The organism is Nonomuraea corallina, assembly GCF_027620315.1.
Classification (GTDB): domain Bacteria; phylum Actinomycetota; class Actinomycetes; order Streptosporangiales; family Streptosporangiaceae; genus Nonomuraea; species Nonomuraea corallina.
Genome location: NZ_JAPNNL010000163.1, coordinates 1 through 16642, shown reverse-complemented (window position 1 = coordinate 16642; position 16642 = coordinate 1). Strand labels below are relative to the sequence as shown.

General features: G+C 68.9%; 18 protein-coding genes. 10 read left to right on the top strand and 8 right to left on the bottom strand.

All coding sequences use genetic code 11. The features are described 5' to 3' along the window. On the bottom strand, positions 1-1184 hold a 1184-nt coding region (locus OUY22_RS29450), incomplete at its 3' end, for a DEAD/DEAH box helicase family protein (protein WP_270158460.1). Positions 1185-1392: 208 nt separating this feature from the next. Between OUY22_RS29450 and OUY22_RS29445 the strand changes: the two genes are divergently transcribed. The 3 genes from OUY22_RS29445 (at position 1393) to OUY22_RS29435 (ending at position 4483) form a co-directional block, all read left to right on the top strand. Further along, positions 1393-1695, top strand: a complete 303-nt coding sequence (locus tag OUY22_RS29445) for a hypothetical protein (protein ID WP_270158459.1) — start codon at positions 1393-1395, stop codon at positions 1693-1695. After that, a complete protein-coding gene (locus OUY22_RS29440) occupies positions 1692-3893 on the top strand; it encodes a hypothetical protein (RefSeq protein ID WP_270158458.1) in 2202 nt (733 codons plus the stop codon). Before OUY22_RS29445 ends, OUY22_RS29440 begins: the two co-directional genes overlap by 4 nt. A gap of 380 nt (positions 3894-4273) precedes the next feature. Next, a complete protein-coding gene (locus OUY22_RS29435; protein ID WP_270158457.1) occupies positions 4274-4483 on the top strand; it encodes a hypothetical protein in 210 nt (69 codons plus the stop codon). A gap of 124 nt (positions 4484-4607) precedes the next feature. On the opposite strand, the gene leuA is transcribed toward OUY22_RS29435, so the two are convergent. Both leuA and ddaH read right to left on the bottom strand, forming a co-directional pair. Beyond that, positions 4608-6314 carry a 2-isopropylmalate synthase gene (gene leuA / locus OUY22_RS29430; RefSeq protein WP_270158456.1) on the bottom strand — a complete coding sequence of 569 codons (1707 nt, stop codon included), beginning with the start codon at positions 6312-6314 and terminating at the stop codon, positions 4608-4610. A 154-nt stretch (positions 6315-6468) separates the two neighbouring features. Next, positions 6469-7236 carry a dimethylargininase gene (ddaH, locus tag OUY22_RS29425; protein WP_270158455.1) on the bottom strand — a complete coding sequence of 256 codons (768 nt, stop codon included), beginning with the start codon at positions 7234-7236 and terminating at the stop codon, positions 6469-6471. A 38-nt stretch (positions 7237-7274) separates the two neighbouring features. Between ddaH and OUY22_RS29420 the strand changes: the two genes are divergently transcribed. Genes OUY22_RS29420 through OUY22_RS29410 form a run of 3 tightly spaced genes read left to right on the top strand, consistent with a single transcriptional unit; the run spans position 7275 to position 9283 of the window. Beyond that, on the top strand, positions 7275-7520 hold the full coding sequence (locus OUY22_RS29420) for a DUF2630 family protein (RefSeq protein WP_270158454.1): 246 nt from the start codon (positions 7275-7277) through the stop codon (positions 7518-7520). A gap of 42 nt (positions 7521-7562) precedes the next feature. Further along, a complete protein-coding gene (locus OUY22_RS29415; RefSeq protein WP_270158453.1) occupies positions 7563-8531 on the top strand; it encodes a GNAT family N-acetyltransferase in 969 nt (322 codons plus the stop codon). Positions 8532-8557: 26 nt separating this feature from the next. Further along, positions 8558-9283 carry a Mut7-C RNAse domain-containing protein gene (locus OUY22_RS29410; protein WP_408638221.1) on the top strand — a complete coding sequence of 242 codons (726 nt, stop codon included), beginning with the start codon at positions 8558-8560 and terminating at the stop codon, positions 9281-9283. Between the two features lie 3 nt (positions 9284-9286). Here the strand turns inward: OUY22_RS29410 and urtE are convergent, their stop codons facing one another. The 5 genes from urtE to urtA are packed head-to-tail and all read right to left on the bottom strand — an operon-like array spanning position 9287 to position 13768. Next, positions 9287-9976, bottom strand: coding sequence for an urea ABC transporter ATP-binding subunit UrtE (gene urtE, locus OUY22_RS29405; protein WP_270158451.1), 690 nt, complete (start codon positions 9974-9976; stop codon positions 9287-9289). Next, positions 9960-10703, bottom strand: a complete 744-nt coding sequence (gene urtD, locus OUY22_RS29400; protein ID WP_270158450.1) for an urea ABC transporter ATP-binding protein UrtD — start codon at positions 10701-10703, stop codon at positions 9960-9962. Before urtD ends, urtE begins: the two co-directional genes overlap by 17 nt. Beyond that, positions 10687-11706, bottom strand: coding sequence for an urea ABC transporter permease subunit UrtC (urtC, locus tag OUY22_RS29395; RefSeq protein ID WP_270158449.1), 1020 nt, complete (start codon positions 11704-11706; stop codon positions 10687-10689). Before urtC ends, urtD begins: the two co-directional genes overlap by 17 nt. Further along, the gene (gene urtB, locus OUY22_RS29390; protein WP_270158448.1) at positions 11703-12551 is read right to left on the bottom strand and encodes an urea ABC transporter permease subunit UrtB; all 849 of its coding nucleotides are present in this window, start codon (positions 12549-12551) and stop codon (positions 11703-11705) included. The genes urtC and urtB overlap by 4 nt, the downstream gene beginning before the upstream one ends. Then, entirely contained in the window at positions 12551-13768 is a 1218-nt protein-coding gene (gene urtA / locus OUY22_RS29385; RefSeq protein WP_270158447.1) for an urea ABC transporter substrate-binding protein, read from the bottom strand. The genes urtB and urtA overlap by 1 nt, the downstream gene beginning before the upstream one ends. A 200-nt stretch (positions 13769-13968) precedes the next feature. On the opposite strand from urtA, the gene OUY22_RS29380 reads away from it, so the two are divergent. From OUY22_RS29380 to OUY22_RS29365, 4 genes are all read left to right on the top strand, one after another. Then, positions 13969-14271: an urease subunit gamma gene (locus OUY22_RS29380; protein ID WP_270158446.1), complete on the top strand. Its 303-nt coding sequence runs from the start codon at positions 13969-13971 to the stop codon at positions 14269-14271. Then, on the top strand, positions 14268-14579 hold the full coding sequence (locus OUY22_RS29375; RefSeq protein ID WP_270158445.1) for an urease subunit beta: 312 nt from the start codon (positions 14268-14270) through the stop codon (positions 14577-14579). Before OUY22_RS29380 ends, OUY22_RS29375 begins: the two co-directional genes overlap by 4 nt. Then, positions 14572-16281, top strand: a complete 1710-nt coding sequence (locus tag OUY22_RS29370) for an urease subunit alpha (protein ID WP_270158444.1) — start codon at positions 14572-14574, stop codon at positions 16279-16281. The genes OUY22_RS29375 and OUY22_RS29370 overlap by 8 nt, the downstream gene beginning before the upstream one ends. Continuing rightward, positions 16281-16642: urease accessory UreF family protein (locus tag OUY22_RS29365; protein WP_333486814.1), on the top strand; the 362-nt coding region annotated here is incomplete at its 3' end. The genes OUY22_RS29370 and OUY22_RS29365, both read left to right, overlap by 1 nt.

The window sequence follows — 16642 nt, the reverse complement described above, 5'->3', positions numbered from 1 at the left end:
GGGATGACGTTGCCGTAGTTGTCAAGCTGGCCCGGCTCTGGTGCCCAACCGCTGACGTCGACGTTGATGTTCACCCGACGCACCCGGTAGGGGGCGAGGAAGCCGTCTTCGATGCCGTCCTTGAGCGAGTACTCGTAGACAGGCTTGCCGAAGTACTCGAAGGTGTCGGCGTCGCGTTCGCTGATCGGCGTCGCGGTGAGGCCGATCTGCACGGCGGACGCGAAGTGCTTCAGGATGCGTTGCCAGTTGGAGTTGTCCTTGGCACTCCCCCGGTGGCACTCGTCGACGATGACGAGATCAAAGAAGTCTCTGTCGAACTGCTCGAACAGTGCCTTACGGTCGCCCGTCGTCTCCTTCCCTTGCTGATCGAGGGACTGATAGAGCGCGAAGTAGATGTCACGTCCAAGTTTCGCCACCCCGCCGCCCAACTTGTGGACGGCTTCGCCGAACCCCTGCACGAAATATTCGTCTTTGGGCTGGTCCACGAGGATATTCCGGTCGGCAAGATAGAGGACCCGCGGCCGACGGCCCTTGATCCAACCGCCGTTATATAGCTTCTTGACGATCTGGTAGGCCACAAGCGTCTTGCCCGTCCCGGTGGCCAGAACGAGCAGGACTCGTTCCTGTCCTCGCCCGATGGCCTCTACCGCCTTGTTGACCGCCAGCCGCTGGTAGTAGCGGGGGACCTTCGGGCTGTTGTCCCAGTTCTTGAGCGTCTGGTCGAATGGAGTCAGCACGAGGTCGGTGGCGAGCCGTACATCGAGCCCCTTGGCCTGGCGGTAGCGCTCCCAGAGCTCGGCCGGCGAAGGGTAGCTGTCGATCTCCGTGATAAGCCCAGTGTCGAGGTCGATCTCCTGGATCCGCTGACCGTTCGTGGCATAGGCGAAGGGCACCTGAAGCTTCTTGGCGTACCGTTTGGCCTGCTCGACGCCGTCGTCCGAGCTGATGGACGTCCGCTTGACCTCCACCACCGCGATAGGCAGACCCGGCCGGTATTCAAGCGCGTAATCCGCACGCAGTTGTGCTCCCCGCCTCGGCCTGCCTCCGGCGGCCATGATCTTTCCGTCCGTGATGGTGTACTCGTCGACCATCTGGTCCCGGCCCCACCCCGACTGTTTCAGCTGATGTTCAACGAGAGTCCGTCGGGTTTCATTCTCAGTGAGGGAAGGATATCCGTGGGTCACAGCCAATTCTTACCCGACAAGACCGACGGAAGATCCCATCTCTACCAGACCGTAACGTTGGTTGGAGGCTATCTCGCTCCATCGGGTGGATTCTGTGCCACGCCGCACCGGGCAAAACAGGATATTATCGAACACTTCTCTGACGTACTCATGCTTTCAGCGTCCTTTCGCTTGTTCTGTTGACGTGTTGTTGATTACGGTCTGCGACATGGGGGGACGCCGCCTCCTGACCTGGTTCTGGTGGAGCGAGCCGTACGAGGGGATCATCGTGGTTGACCTCGATCGCGACGTGATGCGGGCCGCGGCGGAGCGGATCCAGCGGTTGTCGGACGAGCACTGGTGGGCGCTCACGCCCTCCTGCCGCCTCATGGAGAGCGACGCCTGGGTGGGGCCGACCGGTGCCCGGTTCGACGCCCAGGTCCACGCCGACCAGCGAGAACTCCAGGCGATGCTCGAGCAGGCCGTGCACAGCGCCAATGCGAAACTGGCCTCGATCCCGGACGCGACATGAGCGGGTTCAGCGGGGTCAAGCAGGCCGAGTTCGACACGATGACCAGCAAGCACGCCGAAGCGGCGGGCCGGCTGGAAGAACTGGCCCGCACGCTGCACCGCGAACTGCGTGGGGCCGGACTCGACACCGCCCCGGCGGCGCGACTGCGCGAACTCGCCCGGCGGATCACCACCCAGGCCGAAGACCTGAGGCGGCGCCAGCAGCTCGTCCACGAGTTGCAGCGCCAGAAGGCCGCCTTCGGCAGGAGCACCTCCGCCGGAAGCTTCATAGAGATGCCCGACCGGCTCGAGGACGCCAAGGACCTGCTGGACGGCACGGTGGCCGGCCGGGCCGCACTGCGGGCCGCCGAGGGTGACGAGCAGGCACTGGCAGAACTGGAGAAATATGTATCGAGAGCAGGCGACCCGGAATTCGTGAACGCGTTTCTCGCCGCGATCGGCGCCCGGGGGGTCACGCGGATGGTCGGCTCGGTCACGACGATGCTGCGTGACGCCATGAACCGCGACGACTCCGAGCGTAAAACCCGGCTCGCCGTCTCGAGCAGGAACGTCCTCAGCATGCTGAGCATCTCGCTCGCCAAGGGCACCGACCCGGACAATCCCGCGTACCTGGGCGACGATTTCCTGGACGACCTGGTGCGGGAAGGACGGGCCCAGCACGCGACGGACGACGGCGGGACGTACCTGGGATACCAGGCCCAGGCGCTCATCTGGCGAGCGCACGACGGGACGCCGCCGTACTCGAAGAAGTTCATGGAGGTCGTCGGGCGCGACGTGATCGTGTACGAGCGCGAACAACGCCAGGACACATGGGCGGCGAGCCAGGACCCGCTGGGCCGCGCCTTCGGAACCGCCCAGATTCCCATCGTCGACCTGGCCGGCTCGCTGGGCCTCGGCACCCTGATGAGGCCGGGAGCCCCGACAAGAGGGCTGGTCACGAAGAGCTCGTCGATGGTGGAGGACCTGTTCCACGCCGCGAAGTCCAGCCGGGAGGCTTCCCACGCCCTGCTCGACCATACTCCGGCCGGGTGGAACGAATCCGTGCTGGATTATCTGCTGACGACCCGGTGGGGTGCGTCCCGTTACCTGGACGACTACGAACCGATCTCCGGCATGCTCATCACGGCGACCACCGGCCAGGACTCGATCAGCAAGAAACTGGCCGCCCAGCTGATCAAAACCACCTCGGACGAGATCCGCGAGGCGTTTCAGCGGGGCGGCGACAACCTGGAGATGAGAGATCGGGAGATCTTCGATCGATATGCCCCCTTGAGCTATCCGCTGGCCCGCGCCATCTCAGCCCACATCGACCAACTGTCCAGGCTCTACCTGAACCGGGCGGCGTTCGGCCAGGTAGCACCTCAGGACATGTCGTATGCGTTGGTGCTGGCCACGTCCAGCGATCAAGGCTTCGAAGCAATGATCAGAGCGCAAACAGAACAGATGCGAGCCGCACTTGCCGACGCTCCTCCTGTAGGCCTGAATGCTTCCAACGCCGAACGATTCGGCTTGACGATAGAGCAGGTCAAGGAGTTCGACCTCAATAGTAACGGGCGCATCGACAAGACTGACACTTTGCAATACTTGATGGATCGCATTGTCGAGGAAGCAACCCCGTTCAAGCATCTCATTGAGACCCGTCGTCAAGTACTCATCGCTCAAGGGTTCAACGACCAAAAGGCGGACGATTCACTGAAAACGATGGTGGGGGATGCGATAGGAGTGCTCCCGATACCCGGAGCCAAGTCGATGGGCGCACTCGCCAATGGAGCTTTCGGCGAAATAATCGGGGCGGGATATGAAAAGCTCGCAGAAGCAGCGTATAGCGAAGTTTCAGAACAAGTCGCCCAGCGGATGTCACCACGGACGCGTACTCTGGACGAGGCCTACCGAACGCTGGCCGACAACCGTTTGGCGGTGGAGCGACTGGCGGAGCAAATGATTAGCGCAACCATGCTGAACAAGGGGATGCTCGAGGACGCATCGATCAGTGATCGGACATTTGTAACCGGCACCCCTCCAAGAATCAAGGATTTTTCTCAAATGAGCCCAGAGGAATACAGCGACTTTCTCGCATGGGCTCGAACGAAGGGCGGAGGTAGTGATCTACTCGGCCGTTTCAGCGCAGATCTCGGTGACTCAAGTTCAACGAGGACTTATCTCGAGCTGAGACCCTCCACCTCAGAAGGCGAAAAATGACGGGATCCCGTCCGACTCTGGGACTAACTATTTTCATACTTGCTGCCGTAGCCTGCAGTCCCAAGAATGACATCGCATCCACGCCGAGTTCTGCCCTCCAGCCGATCGTGAATATCCCCCCGTACATCTGCAGGCTAGTCCCGGAGGAAGCTCTTAGGCTCGCAAGTGGCCTTACCGGGGCTTATACAGAGAGGACCACCGGGAACGAGGACAGCGGTGAATGCCGGACTTCTGATACGAACCCCAGTCCTCTGGAAGTGAGTTGGCTCCAAGTGGGTGGTGGGACCAGTCAAGAGCATCTGAACTTTGTTCTCAGAGACCGGCATAGCCTCTATACACGGCATGGAGGAATCCGGCTTCCCGCCGATCTGGGTGACGGCATGGCCGCTTATCTGACTGACGGGCTGTTGGCCGAGCAGCCTTATCGGGTGAGCGCCAAATTCACCTGTGGCGGCACAGAGCGCATGATCGATATTTATCTGACGCAGGTCGCCAAAGGCCGGGATGCCATGAAGGATCTGACCGATCTCATGCGCATCGCCCAGAAGCGCTACAGCCACATCCACGCCTGCGCCCTCAACCCCCGGTGAAACACCTCGACCGCACCCCCATGGTCAGCGGGGCGCGGTCGAGGAATGGTGCGGCGTCGGGCCTTGTGGGCGGTGCGCCGGTCACCGGGGCCCCGCAGGTCGTGCGGGGCCGGTGGGGAAGCGGTCAGCGGGATGCGCGGTTGACCGCGGAGATGATGGCCTTGAGTGAGGCGGTGGTCGTGTTGGCGTCGATGCCGACCCCCCACAGCACGGTGCCGTTGACGTCGCACTCCAGGTAGGAGGCCGCTTTGGCGTCGGTGCCGGCGCTCAGGGCGTGTTCGACGTAGTCCAGCACGCGTACTTTGATGCCTGCGGCGGAGATGGCGTCGATGAAGGCGGAGATGGGGCCGTTGCCGATGCCTTCGAGTTCGCGGATCTCGCCTTCGACGCGGACGTCGGCGTTGATGCGGACCTTCTCGTCGACGGTGGAGTCGTGGCGGTGGGCCATGAGGCCGAGGCGGCCCCAGCGGTTGCCGGGTGTGGGCAGGTATTCGTCCTGGAAGATGGCGAACATCTGGGCGGGGGTGATCTCGCCGCCCTCGGCGTCGGTGCGCGCCTGCACCACCTTGGAGAACTCGATCTGCAGCCGTCGCGGCAGGTCGAGCTGGTGGTCGGCCTTCATGATGTAGGCGACGCCGCCCTTGCCGGACTGGCTGTTGACCCGGATGACGGCCTCGTAGGTGCGGCCGATGTCCTTGGGGTCGATGGGCAGGTACGGGACGGCCCAGGTCTGGTCGTCGACGGGGACGCCCGCGGCGGCGGCGTCGGCCTCCAGGTGTTCGAAGCCTTTCTTGATGGCGTCCTGGTGGGAGCCGGAGAAGGCGGTGTAGACCAGTTCGCCGCCCCACGGGTGGCGGGGGTGGACGGGTAGCTGGTTGCAGTATTCGACGACGCGGCGGATCTCGTCGATGTCGCTGAAGTCGATCTCGGGGTCGACGCCCTGGGAGAACAGGTTCATCCCGAGCGTGACCAGGCACACGTTGCCGGTGCGCTCGCCGTTGCCGAACAGGCATCCTTCGATGCGGTCGGCGCCGGCCATGTAGCCCAGTTCGGCGGCGGCGACGGCGCTGCCGCGGTCGTTGTGCGGGTGGAGCGACAGGATGATCGAGTCGCGGTGCTTCAGGTTGCGGTGCATCCACTCGATCTGGTCGGCGTAGACGTTGGGGGTGGCCATCTCGACCGTGGCCGGCAGGTTGATGATCACTTTGCGGTCGGGGGTGGGCTGCCACACCTCGTTGACCGCGTCGCAGACCTCGACGGCGTACTCCAGCTCCGTGCCGGTGAACGACTCGGGCGAGTACTGGTAGAAGATGTCGACGTCGGTGGCCTCGGCCAGTTTCCTGACCAGTTTGGCGCCTTCGACGGCGATGGCGGTGACGCCTTCCCTGTCCATGCCGAACACCACCCGGCGCTGCAGCGTGGAGGTGGAGTTGTAGAGGTGGACGATGGCCTGCTTGGCGCCCCGCAGCGACTCGAAGGTGCGCTCGATCAGCTCGGGCCTGGCCTGGGTCAGCACCTGGATCACCACGTCGTCGGGGATCCGGCCCTCTTCGATGATCTGGCGTACGAAGTCGAAGTCGGTCTGGGAGGCGGCGGGGAAGCCTACTTCGATCTCCTTGTAGCCCATCCGGACCAGCAGCTCGAACATCTGGAGCTTGCGGTGGGCGTCCATCGGGTCGATCAGCGCCTGGTTGCCGTCGCGCAGGTCGACGGCGCACCAGCGCGGGGCCTTGGTGATGACCTGGTCGGGCCAGGTGCGGTCGGTCAGCCGGATCGGCTCGAAGGGTTGGTAGCGCTGGAACGGCATGCGGCTGGGCTGCTGGGCTGTCATCGGATCGCTCCTGGATGTCGGTCGAGAGAGCGGCCGACGCGCATGACTGGCTCCGCGGCGAGGGAGCCGGCCTTCAGAGGCCCTCGCCGCGGCAGCTAAGAAGGAGGCCGCGCAGCATGCGATTCACGGTATCAGACGTCTCGGCGTGGACCGGTCACCTTCTCACATGCTGAGAGTCTTCAGGTACGAGCACGCTCAGGCAGGTGACGCAGCCTTCCAGCTTCTCGAATTCCGAGATGTCGACCGCCACGACGGTGAGACCCCGCTGCTCCAGCAGTTCGGCGGTGCGCGGTGCGGAGGCCGCCATCAGGACGGTGTCGCCGCCGAGCGGCACGACGTGCGCGCCCGCTTCCTCCGGCGGCACCAGGAGGCCGGGCAGCCGGGCGTGGGCGGGGTCGCCGATGAGGGTGCCGTCGGGCAGCGCGGTCACGGCCGACTTCAGGTGGAGCACTCCGGACAGTTCGACAGGGACCACCCGGCGTTCGGGGAGCAGGGCGGCGAGCTGGGCGATGCCGTCGTCGTTGGTCCGCGCCGACCTGCCGACGTACACGGTCTCGCCGACCTGCAGGACGTCGCCGCCGTCGAGAGTGCCCGGCCGCGTGATCCGTACCGCGTTCAGGCCGAGGTCCCGTACGGTCTGCTCGACGGATTCGACCTCGGGCCGCCGCTCCGGCGCGCCCGGCCGGGTCAGGACGGCGAGCCGGCCGGACACCACCACCGTGTCCTCCACGAACGGGGCGTCGGGCAGGTCGTCGGCGGGGGTGGCGTGCACGGGGCGCCAGCCGGCGGCGGCGAGCGCGGCGACGTAGGCGGCGTGCTGCTCGGCGGCGAGAGCGGGGGCGACGGGCTCGCGTGCGATGTTGGTGACGATGCCCTCGGCGATGCGGGGGCCGGGCTTCCTTACCACGGCGAGTCCAGGCATAGCGCGTGTTGTATCACGCGCGGGTTAGAGTCCCCGGTATGCGGGACGACGAGATTCTGGGCCGGATCAAGGCTCTGGTCGACGAGGAGCACGACCTGCGCGACAGGCTGATGGCGGGCGAGCTGGCCACGGACGAGGAGAACGCCCGGGTCAAGGAGCTGGAGGCGGCGCTGGACCGGTGCTGGGACCTGCTGCGGCAGCGGCGCGCCCGGCGCGGCGCGGGTGAGGACCCTGACGGCGCGTCGGCCCGTCCGGCGAGCCAGGTGGAGAACTACCGCCAGTAAATCGTTCGCCTGGGTGGGCGGGGGTGCGCTTGTCTGGTCCCCATGCTGATCCAGCGGATCGAGACGGGCGAGCAGGCCGCCGGGCTCTACGAGACGTACGCGGCGAGCGTGGCGGAGGTTCCGCGGCCGCTGTGGTCGCGGACGCGGTTCTGCGCCTACCTCCTGGAGGGGTCGCCGGGGTCCAGGGCCGAGGCGTGGGCCGTGGCCGAGGACGGCCGGATCGTCGCGGGCTACGCGCTGGGCTTGCCCCGCTACGACAACCCGCACCTGGCCACCCTGTTCACGCTGACGGTCCACCCGGGGCGGCAGCGCCGGGGGGTGGGCACCGCGCTGCTGGATCACGCCGTCGGACGGGCGCGGGCGGCCGGCCGCGATCTGCTGATCACCGACGTCACGCGCGCCGGCGGTCCGGGGTCCGCCTTCGCCGCCGCGCGCGGCTGCTCGGTGGCCCTCCACGAGACCCGCAGCGTGCTCGACCTGGGTAGGGCCGACCTGGACGAGCTCGCCCGCCTGATGCCCGAACCCGGCGGTTACCTGCTCGAGCGCTGGACCGGACCGGCCGCTGACGATCTGCTGCCGGCGCTGGCGGCGGTGCTCGACGGCATGAACGACGCGCCGCACGACGCGGGCGTGGAGGCCAAGCGGCTGCCGGTCGACCGGATACGCGCCACCGAGGAGCGGATGCGGCGGGACGGCGAGGACTGCTACAGCGTGCTCGCCCGCCGCGCCTCCGACGGCGCGCCCGCCGGGATCACCCGGATCTACCTGGACGCCGGCCGTGCCGACCGCTGGGGCCACCAGGGCGACACGACCGTGCTCAAGGAGCACCGCGGTCACCGGCTCGGCCTGCTGCTCAAGCTCTCCAACCTGTTCCGGCTACGCGAGAACGAGCCGGGGATCGACCGGATCGTCACCTACAACGCCGGCGAGAACCGGCACATGCGGGCGATCAACGAGGCCATGGGTTTCCGGCCGCTCGACGAGTGGCTGCAGTGGCGGCTGCCGCTGTGACCGGGCCTGCGCGCGGGCGCGGCACAATGGGTGCTGTGACGGGAAGGACGGCGCTTCTTCGCCTCGCTCCGGAGCTGCTGCTGTTCCTTCCCGCGAGCCGGAGGGAGCCGGAGCGGCCGGTCGTCACCGACGGGTCGTCGACGCTCGGCCACCACGTGGAGTCCGCCGGGGTCCCGCTGACCGAGGTGGGCCCGATGACGGCCGGGGACCGCGGGGTGTCGCCGGCGTACGTGCCGAGGCCGGGGGACGTGGTGGACGTCGCGGCCGTGCCCCGGCCGCAGCCGCTGCCGGAGGCGCGGTTCCTGCTGGACGTGCACCTGGGGACGCTGGCCAGGCGGTTGCGGCTGCTCGGCCTCGACACCGCCTACCACAACGACATGGACGACCCGGCGCTGGTGGTGCAGGCCAACGCGGAGCGGCGGGTGCTGCTGACGCAGGACCGCGGCCTGCTGCGCCGCCGGGCGCTGTGGCTGGGCGCGTACGTGCGCGGGTCGCGGCCGGACGACCAGCTGCGCGACCTGCTGGAGCGGTTCGCGCCGCCGCTGCGGCCGTGGACGCGCTGCACGGCGTGCAACGGCGAGCTGGTGGCCGCGTCCAAGGGCGAGGTGGCGGCGCTGCTGGAGGCGGGGACCAGGCGCAGCTACGACGCGTACGGGCGGTGCCGGGAGTGCGGTCACGTCTACTGGCACGGCGCCCACGGCGGGCGGCTGGACGAGATCGTCGAGTCGGCCCGCCGGTGGGCGGCGGGGTGACGGTCACACCGCGAGGAGCCGGTGGACGTCCTCGCCGTGCAGGTCCTCGGCGTCGCCGGTGCGCACGACCTGGCCGGCGTCGAGGATGACGAACCGGTCGGCCAGCCGGACGGCGATGTCGAGGTACTGCTCGACGAGGAGCACGGCGAGCCCGGAGGCGTGCAGGCGTTCAATGGCCTCCTCGATCTCCAGGATGATCGACGGCTGGATGCCCTCGGTGGGCTCGTCGAGGATGAGCAGCCGGGGCCGGGTGACGAGCACGCGGGCGATGGCGAGTTGCTGCTGCTGGCCGCCGGACAGGTGCCCGGCCCGGCGTTTGAGCAGCGGCTTGAGCCCGGGGAAGAGGTCCAGCGCCGAGTCGACGGACTCCTTGCCGGTCCTGGCGGCCTCCATGGTCACCAGCAGGTTGCCCAGCACGGACAGCTGGGGGAAGCACTGGTGGCCCTGCGGCACGTATCCCATGCCGAGCCGCGCCCGCTCGTGGGTGGGCAGCCGGGTGACGTCGCGGCCGTCGAAGGTGACGGTGCCGGAGGTCGCGGGCAGCACGCCCATGATGGTGTTGAGCAGCGTCGTCTTGCCGACGCCGTTGCGTCCCATGACGCAGACGAGCTGCCCGGGGCCGACGTCGACCGAGACGCCGAACAGCACCCGGGCCCTGCCGTAGCCGGATTCGAGCTCACTTGCCGACAGCATCGCTGGGCCTCCTCCCCAGGTAGACCTCCTGCACCCGCGGGTCGGCGCTGACCTGCTCCACCGACCCCTCAACGAGCACCCTGCCCTCGTGCAGCACCGTCACGGCCGAGGCGTGCCGGCGCAGGAACTCCATGTCGTGCTCCACCACGATCACCGTGTGGTCGTCGGCGATCTCGGTGAGCAGCTGTCCCGTACGCTCCCGTTCGTCCTTGGACATCCCGGCGACGGGCTCGTCCAGGAGGAGCAGGCGGGGCCGCTGTGCCAGCAGCATGCCTATCTCCAGCCACTGGCGCTGGCCGTGGGAGAGAACCCCGGCTGAACGGCCGGCGAGCGGTTCGAGTCCGGTCCTGGCGAGCGCCTCCGCGACGGCGTCCGACACGCCTCGCCGCCGCCGGGCCAGCGACCACAGCGGTTTCCTGAAGCAGGCGGCCAGGTCGAGGTTCTCCAGGACGGTGAGCTCCTCGAAGACGACCGAGGTCTGGAAGGTGCGGCCGACGCCGAGCCGGACGATCTGGTGCTCCTTCCGGCCGACCAGGTCGTACCCGCCGAACCTGACCCGCCCGGCGGCAGGTCTCGTCAGGCCGGTGATCACGTCGATGAGGGTGGTCTTGCCGGCGCCGTTGGGGCCGATGAGGAAGCGCAGCTCGCCGTCGGCGACGGTGAGGTCCACGCCGTCGAGGGCGTGGAAGCCGTCGAAGACCACTCGCACGTCACGCAGTTCGAGCACGGCGCAACCTCCCCAGAAGGCCGGCGATGCCCTTCGGCGCCAGCGTCATGACCAGGATGAACAGCGCGCCCTGGAGGTAGAGCCAGCCGTTGGCGAACTGCTCGCTGAACGTGGTCTGGGCGTAGCCCATGACGACCGCGCCGAGCACCGCCCCGGCGAGCACCTGCCGGCCGCCGACGGCGACCGCGACGACCAGCTCCAGGGACGGGACGACGCCGAGCAGGGCGGGCGAGATGATGCCGACGACCGGGACGAACAGGGCTCCGGCGAGCCCGGCCAGACCGGCGGATACGGCGAAGGTGACGGTCTTGACCAGGGCCGGGTCGTACCCGAGGAAGCGCACCCGGTCCTCGCCGTCGCGCACGGCGACCAGCAGCCTGCCGAACCTGCTGTTCACCAGCTGCCGGGTGGCCAGGTAGAGCACCCCGAGCACGCCCGCGACCACCAGGTACAGCACCCGCTGGGTGGAGTCCTCGGCCAGGTCGGCGCCGAACAGCTCGAAGAAGTTCGTCATGCCGTTGGTGCCGCCGGTCAGCCCCTGCTGCCCGACGAGCAGGATGACCATGGCGGCGGCGAGCGCCTGGGTGAGGATCGCGAAGTACGCGCCCCGTACCCGCTGCCTGAAGACGAGCGTGCCGAGCACGACCGCGAGCAGCACCGGCCCGGCCACCGCCATGGTCAGCGCGAACACCGGGTTGGCGAACGGCGTCCAGAGCGCGGGCAGTTCCTCCACGCCGCTCCACACCATGAAGTCGGGCAGGCCGCCGCCGCTCTCGCTGAGCTTGAGGTACATGGCCATCGAGTAGCCGCCGAGGCCGAAGAAGACGCCCTGGCCGAGGGTGAGCATGCCGCCCTGCCCCCAGGCCAGCCCGATGCCGAGCGCCACGATCGCGTAGCAGAGGTACTTGGCGAGCAGGCTCAGCCGGAACGGCTCCAGCAGCAGCGGGGCGGCGACCAGGGCGATCACCGCGATGGCGGCGAACGGCAGGTTCCTTCTGATCATGTCAGCGCCCTCGATCTCAGGGCGACCAGCCCCTGGGGCCGCACCTGCAGGAAGCCGATGACGGCCGCGAACACGAGCACCTTGGCCAGGCTCGCGTCGGACCAGAACTCGGCGTACGAGTTGAGCAGCCCCAGCCCGACGGCGGCGAGCACGGCCCCGCGCAGCTGCCCGAGCCCGCCCGCGACCACCACCAGGAAGGCGTCGACGATGTAGTAGGTGCCGAGCGCGGGCCCGACCGGGCCGATGAGGGTGAGCGCCACCCCGGCGAGCCCGGCCAGCCCGGAGCCGATGAAGAAGGTCAGCATGTCCACCCGGCCGGGGTCGATGCCGCTGGTGGCGGCCAGCCGCCGGTTCTGCACGACCGCCTGCGTGCGCCGTCCCAGCCTGGTACGGGTGAGGTACAGCCAGATGCCGGCCACGCCCGCGACGGCGAGTGCCATGATGAACAGGCGGTTGTACGGGAGGATGCCGAGGCCGCCGGACAGCCACGACGGCGCGGGTACCTGCACGTTCGGGGCGCCGAACAGGTCGCGGGCGAGCTGCTGCAGCACCAGGCTGACGCCCCAGGTGAGCAGCAGCGTGTCGAGCGGCCTGCCGTAGAAGTGGCGGATGGCGCCGCGCTCCAGCGCCAGGCCCATGAGCCCGGCGACCAGGAACGCCGCGGGCAGCGCGAGCAGCAGGTCCTGGAGCAGGAAGGCGGTGTACGCGCCCGCCATGATGAACTCGCCGTGCGCCATGTTGATCACGCCCATCTGGCCGAACGTGACCGTCAGCCCGAGCGCCACCAGGAGCAGCACGGCCGCGATGGACAGCCCGATGGGGAGCTGGTTGACGACGGCCGTCATCACTCCGCCGCCAGCCCGCCGGCCCAGGAGTACCCCTTGAGGTACGGGTCGGGCTTGATCGGCTCGCCGGAGTCCCACACCTGCTCGATCAGGCCGTCGGGCCGGATGACGCCGATGCGGGCGGTCTTGTACAGGTGCTGGTTCTCGCCGTCGATGGTGACCAGGCCCTCGGGGCGTTCCAGGGCGATCCCGCCGGCCGCCTTCTTGACGGCCTCGACCTCGGTCGTGCCGGCCTTCTTGACGGCCTCGGCCCACAGGTGGACGGCGTTGTAGCCGGCCTGCATCGGGTCGCTGGTGACCTTGTCCTCGCCGTACGCGGCCTTGAACGCCTTGACGAACGCCTGGTTGGCCGGGGTGTCGGTGGTCTGGTAGTAGTTCCAGGCGACGGGGTGGCCGGCGATGTTGTCCACGCCGATCCCCTTGACCTCCTCCTCGGCGACGCTCACCGACAGCACCGGCATCGCCTCGGCGCTCACGCCGGCGCTCTTGAGCTGCTTGAAGAAGGCGACGTTGGAGTCGCCGTTGAGCGTGTTGAAGACGGCGTCGGGCCTGGCCTGGACGACCTTGTTGACGAGGGTGGAGTACTCGGTGTGGCCGAGCGGGGTGTACTCCTCGCCGAGCACCTGCATCCCGTTCGCGGCCGCGTACGCTTTGATGATCTTGTTGGCGGTGCGCGGGAAGACGTAGTCGCTGCCCACCAGGAAGATCTTCTTCTTGCCCTGCTCCTTGAGGTAGTCGAGGCCGGGGATGATCTGCTGGTTGGTGGTGGCGCCGGTGTAGAAGATGTTCGGGGAGCTCTCCAGGCCCTCGTACTGCACCGGATACCAGAGCAGCGACTTGTAGCGTTCGAAGACCGGCAGCATGGCCTTGCGGCTGGCCGACGTCCAGCCGCCGAACACGGTGGCCACCTTGTCCTGCCTGATCAGCTTGGTCGCCTTCTCGGCGAAGGTCGGCCAGTCGGACGCGCCGTCCTCGACGACCGGGACGAGCTTCTTGCCGAGGACGCCGCCCGCCTGGTTGATCTCCTCGATGGCGAGCAGTTCGGCGTCCCGTACGGTGACCTCGCTGATGGCCATGGTGCCGCTGAGCGAGTGGAGGACGCCGACCTTGATCTCGCCCTCGGCGTCGGCGGAGGAGCCGGACCCGGACGGCGGCGACCCGCAGGCCGCCAGGGTGCTGAGGAGAAGCGCGGAGACGAGGACGCGGGGGGTTCGCACCAGCAGTTCCTTCCTGCCGACCTGCCATTGGAAGAAAGGTGACTCCCTCGCGTGTCACGGATAGATCCCGCGTGTTAATTGCCGATTGCCACGTCCTCGCCCGAACGCGTGCGTTCGTCATCCGGGCTGCTCAGCGGCGGAAACCGGCCCGACATGGCGCGGCAACGTCGCGGAAACGGACGCTTCCTATGGTCCGGGCCATGCGGCTTACCCCACACGAGCAGGAACGACTGCTCATCCACGTCGCCGCCGGCGTGGCCCGTGAGCGCCAGGCCCGCGGCCTGAGGCTCAATCACCCGGAGGCCACCGCGGTCATCGCGTCGTTCCTGATGGAAGGGGCGCGGGACGGCCGGACGGTGGCCGAGCTGATGGAGTCGGGACGCTCGGTGCTGCGCCGGGACGACGTCATGGAAGGCGTGCCCGAGATGCTGGACAGCGTGCAGATCGAGGCGACGTTCCGCGACGGCACCAAGCTCGTCACCGTGCACAGGCCGATCCCGTGATCCCGGGCGAGTACGCGCACCCCGAGGACCCCATCCCGCTGAACCCCGGCAGGCCGCGGGTGACGGTGCGGGTGGTGAACACGGCGGACCGGCCCGTACAGGTCGGCTCCCACTACCACTTCGCCGCCGCCAACCCGGGGCTGGACTTCGACCGGGAGGCCGCCTGGGGGATGCGGCTGGACGTGCCGGCGGGCACCGCCGTCAGGTTCGAGCCCGGCGTGGCGCGCGAGGTCACGCTGGTGCCGCTGGCCGGCCGCCGGATCGTGCCGGGGCTGCGGCCCGAGCAGGCGGGAGCGCTCGATGGCTGAGATCTCCCGGGCCCGCTACGCCGCGCTCTACGGCCCCACCACCGGCGACCGCGTCCGGCTGGCCGACACCGACCTGTTCATCGAGGTCACCGAGGACCGCTCGATGGGCCCCGCGGGGGCGGGCGACGAGGCCGTGTTCGGCGGCGGCAAGGTCATCCGCGAGTCGATGGGCCAGTCGAGGGCGACCCGCGCCGAGGGCGCCGCCGACCTGGTCATCACCGGCGCCGTGATCCTCGACCACTGGGGCGTGGTCAAGGCCGACGTCGGCGTCGTCGACGGCCGCATCACCGCCATCGGCAAGGCGGGCAACCCCGACACCATGGACGGGGTGGACATCGTCATCGGCCCGTCCACCGAGATCCTGGCCGGCAACGGCAAGATCCTCACGGCCGGCGCGGTCGACTCGCACGTCCACCTCATCTGCCCGCAGATCCTGGACGAGGCCATCGGCTCCGGCGTCACCACGATCGTCGGCGGCGGCACCGGCCCGGTCGAGGGCACCAAGGCCACCACCGTCACCCCGACCTGGTACCTGGAGCGGATGCTGGAGTCGCTCGACTCCTACCCGCTCAACTTCGCGCTGCTCGGCAAGGGCAACACGGTCAGCGAGGAAGGGCTGCTGGAGCAGCTCAGGTCGGGCGCCTCCGGCTTCAAGCTGCACGAGGACTGGGGCACCACGCCCGCCGCGATCGACGCCTGCCTGTCCGTCGCCGACGCGACCGGCGTGCAGGTCACGATCCACACCGACACGCTGAACGAGGCCGGCTTCGTGGAGTCGACGCTGGCGGCGATCGCCGGCCGGGCGATCCACGCCTACCACACCGAGGGGGCGGGCGGCGGGCACGCGCCGGACATCATCCGCGTCGCCTCGTACGGCAACGTGCTGCCGTCGTCGACCAACCCGACCCGGCCGCACACCGTCAACACCCTCGACGAGCACCTCGACATGCTGATGGTGTGCCACCACCTCAACCCGTCGATCCCCGAGGACCTGGCGTTCGCCGAGTCGAGGATCAGGCCCACCACGATGGCGGCCGAGGATCTGCTGCACGACCTCGGCGCGATCTCCATCATCGGCTCCGACTCGCAGGCGATGGGCCGCGTCGGCGAGACCGTCATCCGCACCTGGCAGACGGCGCACGTGATGAAGGCCCGCCGGGGGCGGCTCGGCGACGGCGCCGCCGACAACCTGCGGGCCCGCCGCTACGTCGCCAAGTACACGATCTGCCCGGCCGTCGCGCACGGGCTGGACGCGGAGCTGGGCTCGGTGGAGCCGGGCAAGCTGGCCGACCTGGTGCTGTGGGACCCGGCGTTCTTCGCGGTCAAGCCCACCCTGGTGCTCAAGGGCGGCGTGGTCGCCTGGGCCCAGATGGGGGACGCGAACGCCTCGATCCCGACGCCGCAGCCGGTGCTGCCGCGGCCCATGTTCGGCGCCGCGCCGGTGACGGCCGCCGCCACGTCGCTGCACTTCGTGGCGCCGCTCGCGGTGGAGTCCGGGCTCGCCGACCGGCTCGCGGTGCGCCGCCGGATCGTCCCGGTGGCCGACGTACGGCGGCGCGGCAAGGACACGATGCCGCTCAACGACGCCCTGCCGCGCATCGAGGTGGCGCCGGACACGTTCGAGGTACGCGTCGACGGCGAACCCGTGGAACCCGCGCCCGCCCCGTCCCTGCCGCTGGCCCAGCGCTACTTCCTCTTCTGATGCACCCGGCGATCCTCCTGCTCACCGACTCCCGGCTCCCGGCGGGCGGGCACGCCCACTCGGGCGGGGCCGAACAGGCCGTGGCACTCGGGCTCGTCCACGACCTGCCGTCCCTGTCGTCGTTCCTGCGGGGGCGCCTGCACACCGCGGGCGCGCTCGCGGCGGCCCTCGCCGCCGCCGCCTGCCTACTGGCCTCCCGCGTCCCGGGCGGGGACGGGCGGCCATGGGAGCTGCTCGACGCCGAGGCCGACGCCAGGACGGCGTCGCCCGCGCAGCGGGAGGCCGCGCGGACGCAGGGGCGGCTGCTGCTGCGAGTGGCGAGGAGGCTGTGGCCGTCGCCGGTGCTCGACGCGCTGGCCGG

Excerpts from the sequence above, each read along its gene's own strand:
- leuA (WP_270158456.1), bottom strand. The coding sequence starts at position 6,314 with ATGACAGCCCAGCAGCCCAGCCGCATGCCGTTCCAGCGCTACCAACCC.
- OUY22_RS29415 (WP_270158453.1), top strand. The coding sequence starts at position 7,563 with ATGCTGATCCAGCGGATCGAGACGGGCGAGCAGGCCGCCGGGCTCTAC.
- urtC (WP_270158449.1), bottom strand. The coding sequence starts at position 11,706 with ATGATCAGAAGGAACCTGCCGTTCGCCGCCATCGCGGTGATCGCCCTG.
- OUY22_RS29445 (WP_270158459.1), top strand. The coding sequence starts at position 1,393 with ATGGGGGGACGCCGCCTCCTGACCTGGTTCTGGTGGAGCGAGCCGTAC.
- OUY22_RS29420 (WP_270158454.1), top strand. The coding sequence starts at position 7,275 with ATGCGGGACGACGAGATTCTGGGCCGGATCAAGGCTCTGGTCGACGAG.
- ddaH (WP_270158455.1), bottom strand. The coding sequence starts at position 7,236 with ATGCCTGGACTCGCCGTGGTAAGGAAGCCCGGCCCCCGCATCGCCGAG.
- urtB (WP_270158448.1), bottom strand. The coding sequence starts at position 12,551 with ATGACGGCCGTCGTCAACCAGCTCCCCATCGGGCTGTCCATCGCGGCC.
- OUY22_RS29410 (WP_408638221.1), top strand. The coding sequence starts at position 8,558 with ATGGGTGCTGTGACGGGAAGGACGGCGCTTCTTCGCCTCGCTCCGGAG.
- OUY22_RS29435 (WP_270158457.1), top strand. The coding sequence starts at position 4,274 with ATGGCCGCTTATCTGACTGACGGGCTGTTGGCCGAGCAGCCTTATCGG.
- OUY22_RS29370 (WP_270158444.1), top strand. The coding sequence starts at position 14,572 with ATGGCTGAGATCTCCCGGGCCCGCTACGCCGCGCTCTACGGCCCCACC.
- OUY22_RS29440 (WP_270158458.1), top strand. The coding sequence starts at position 1,692 with ATGAGCGGGTTCAGCGGGGTCAAGCAGGCCGAGTTCGACACGATGACC.
- urtE (WP_270158451.1), bottom strand. The coding sequence starts at position 9,976 with ATGCTGTCGGCAAGTGAGCTCGAATCCGGCTACGGCAGGGCCCGGGTG.
- OUY22_RS29380 (WP_270158446.1), top strand. The coding sequence starts at position 13,969 with ATGCGGCTTACCCCACACGAGCAGGAACGACTGCTCATCCACGTCGCC.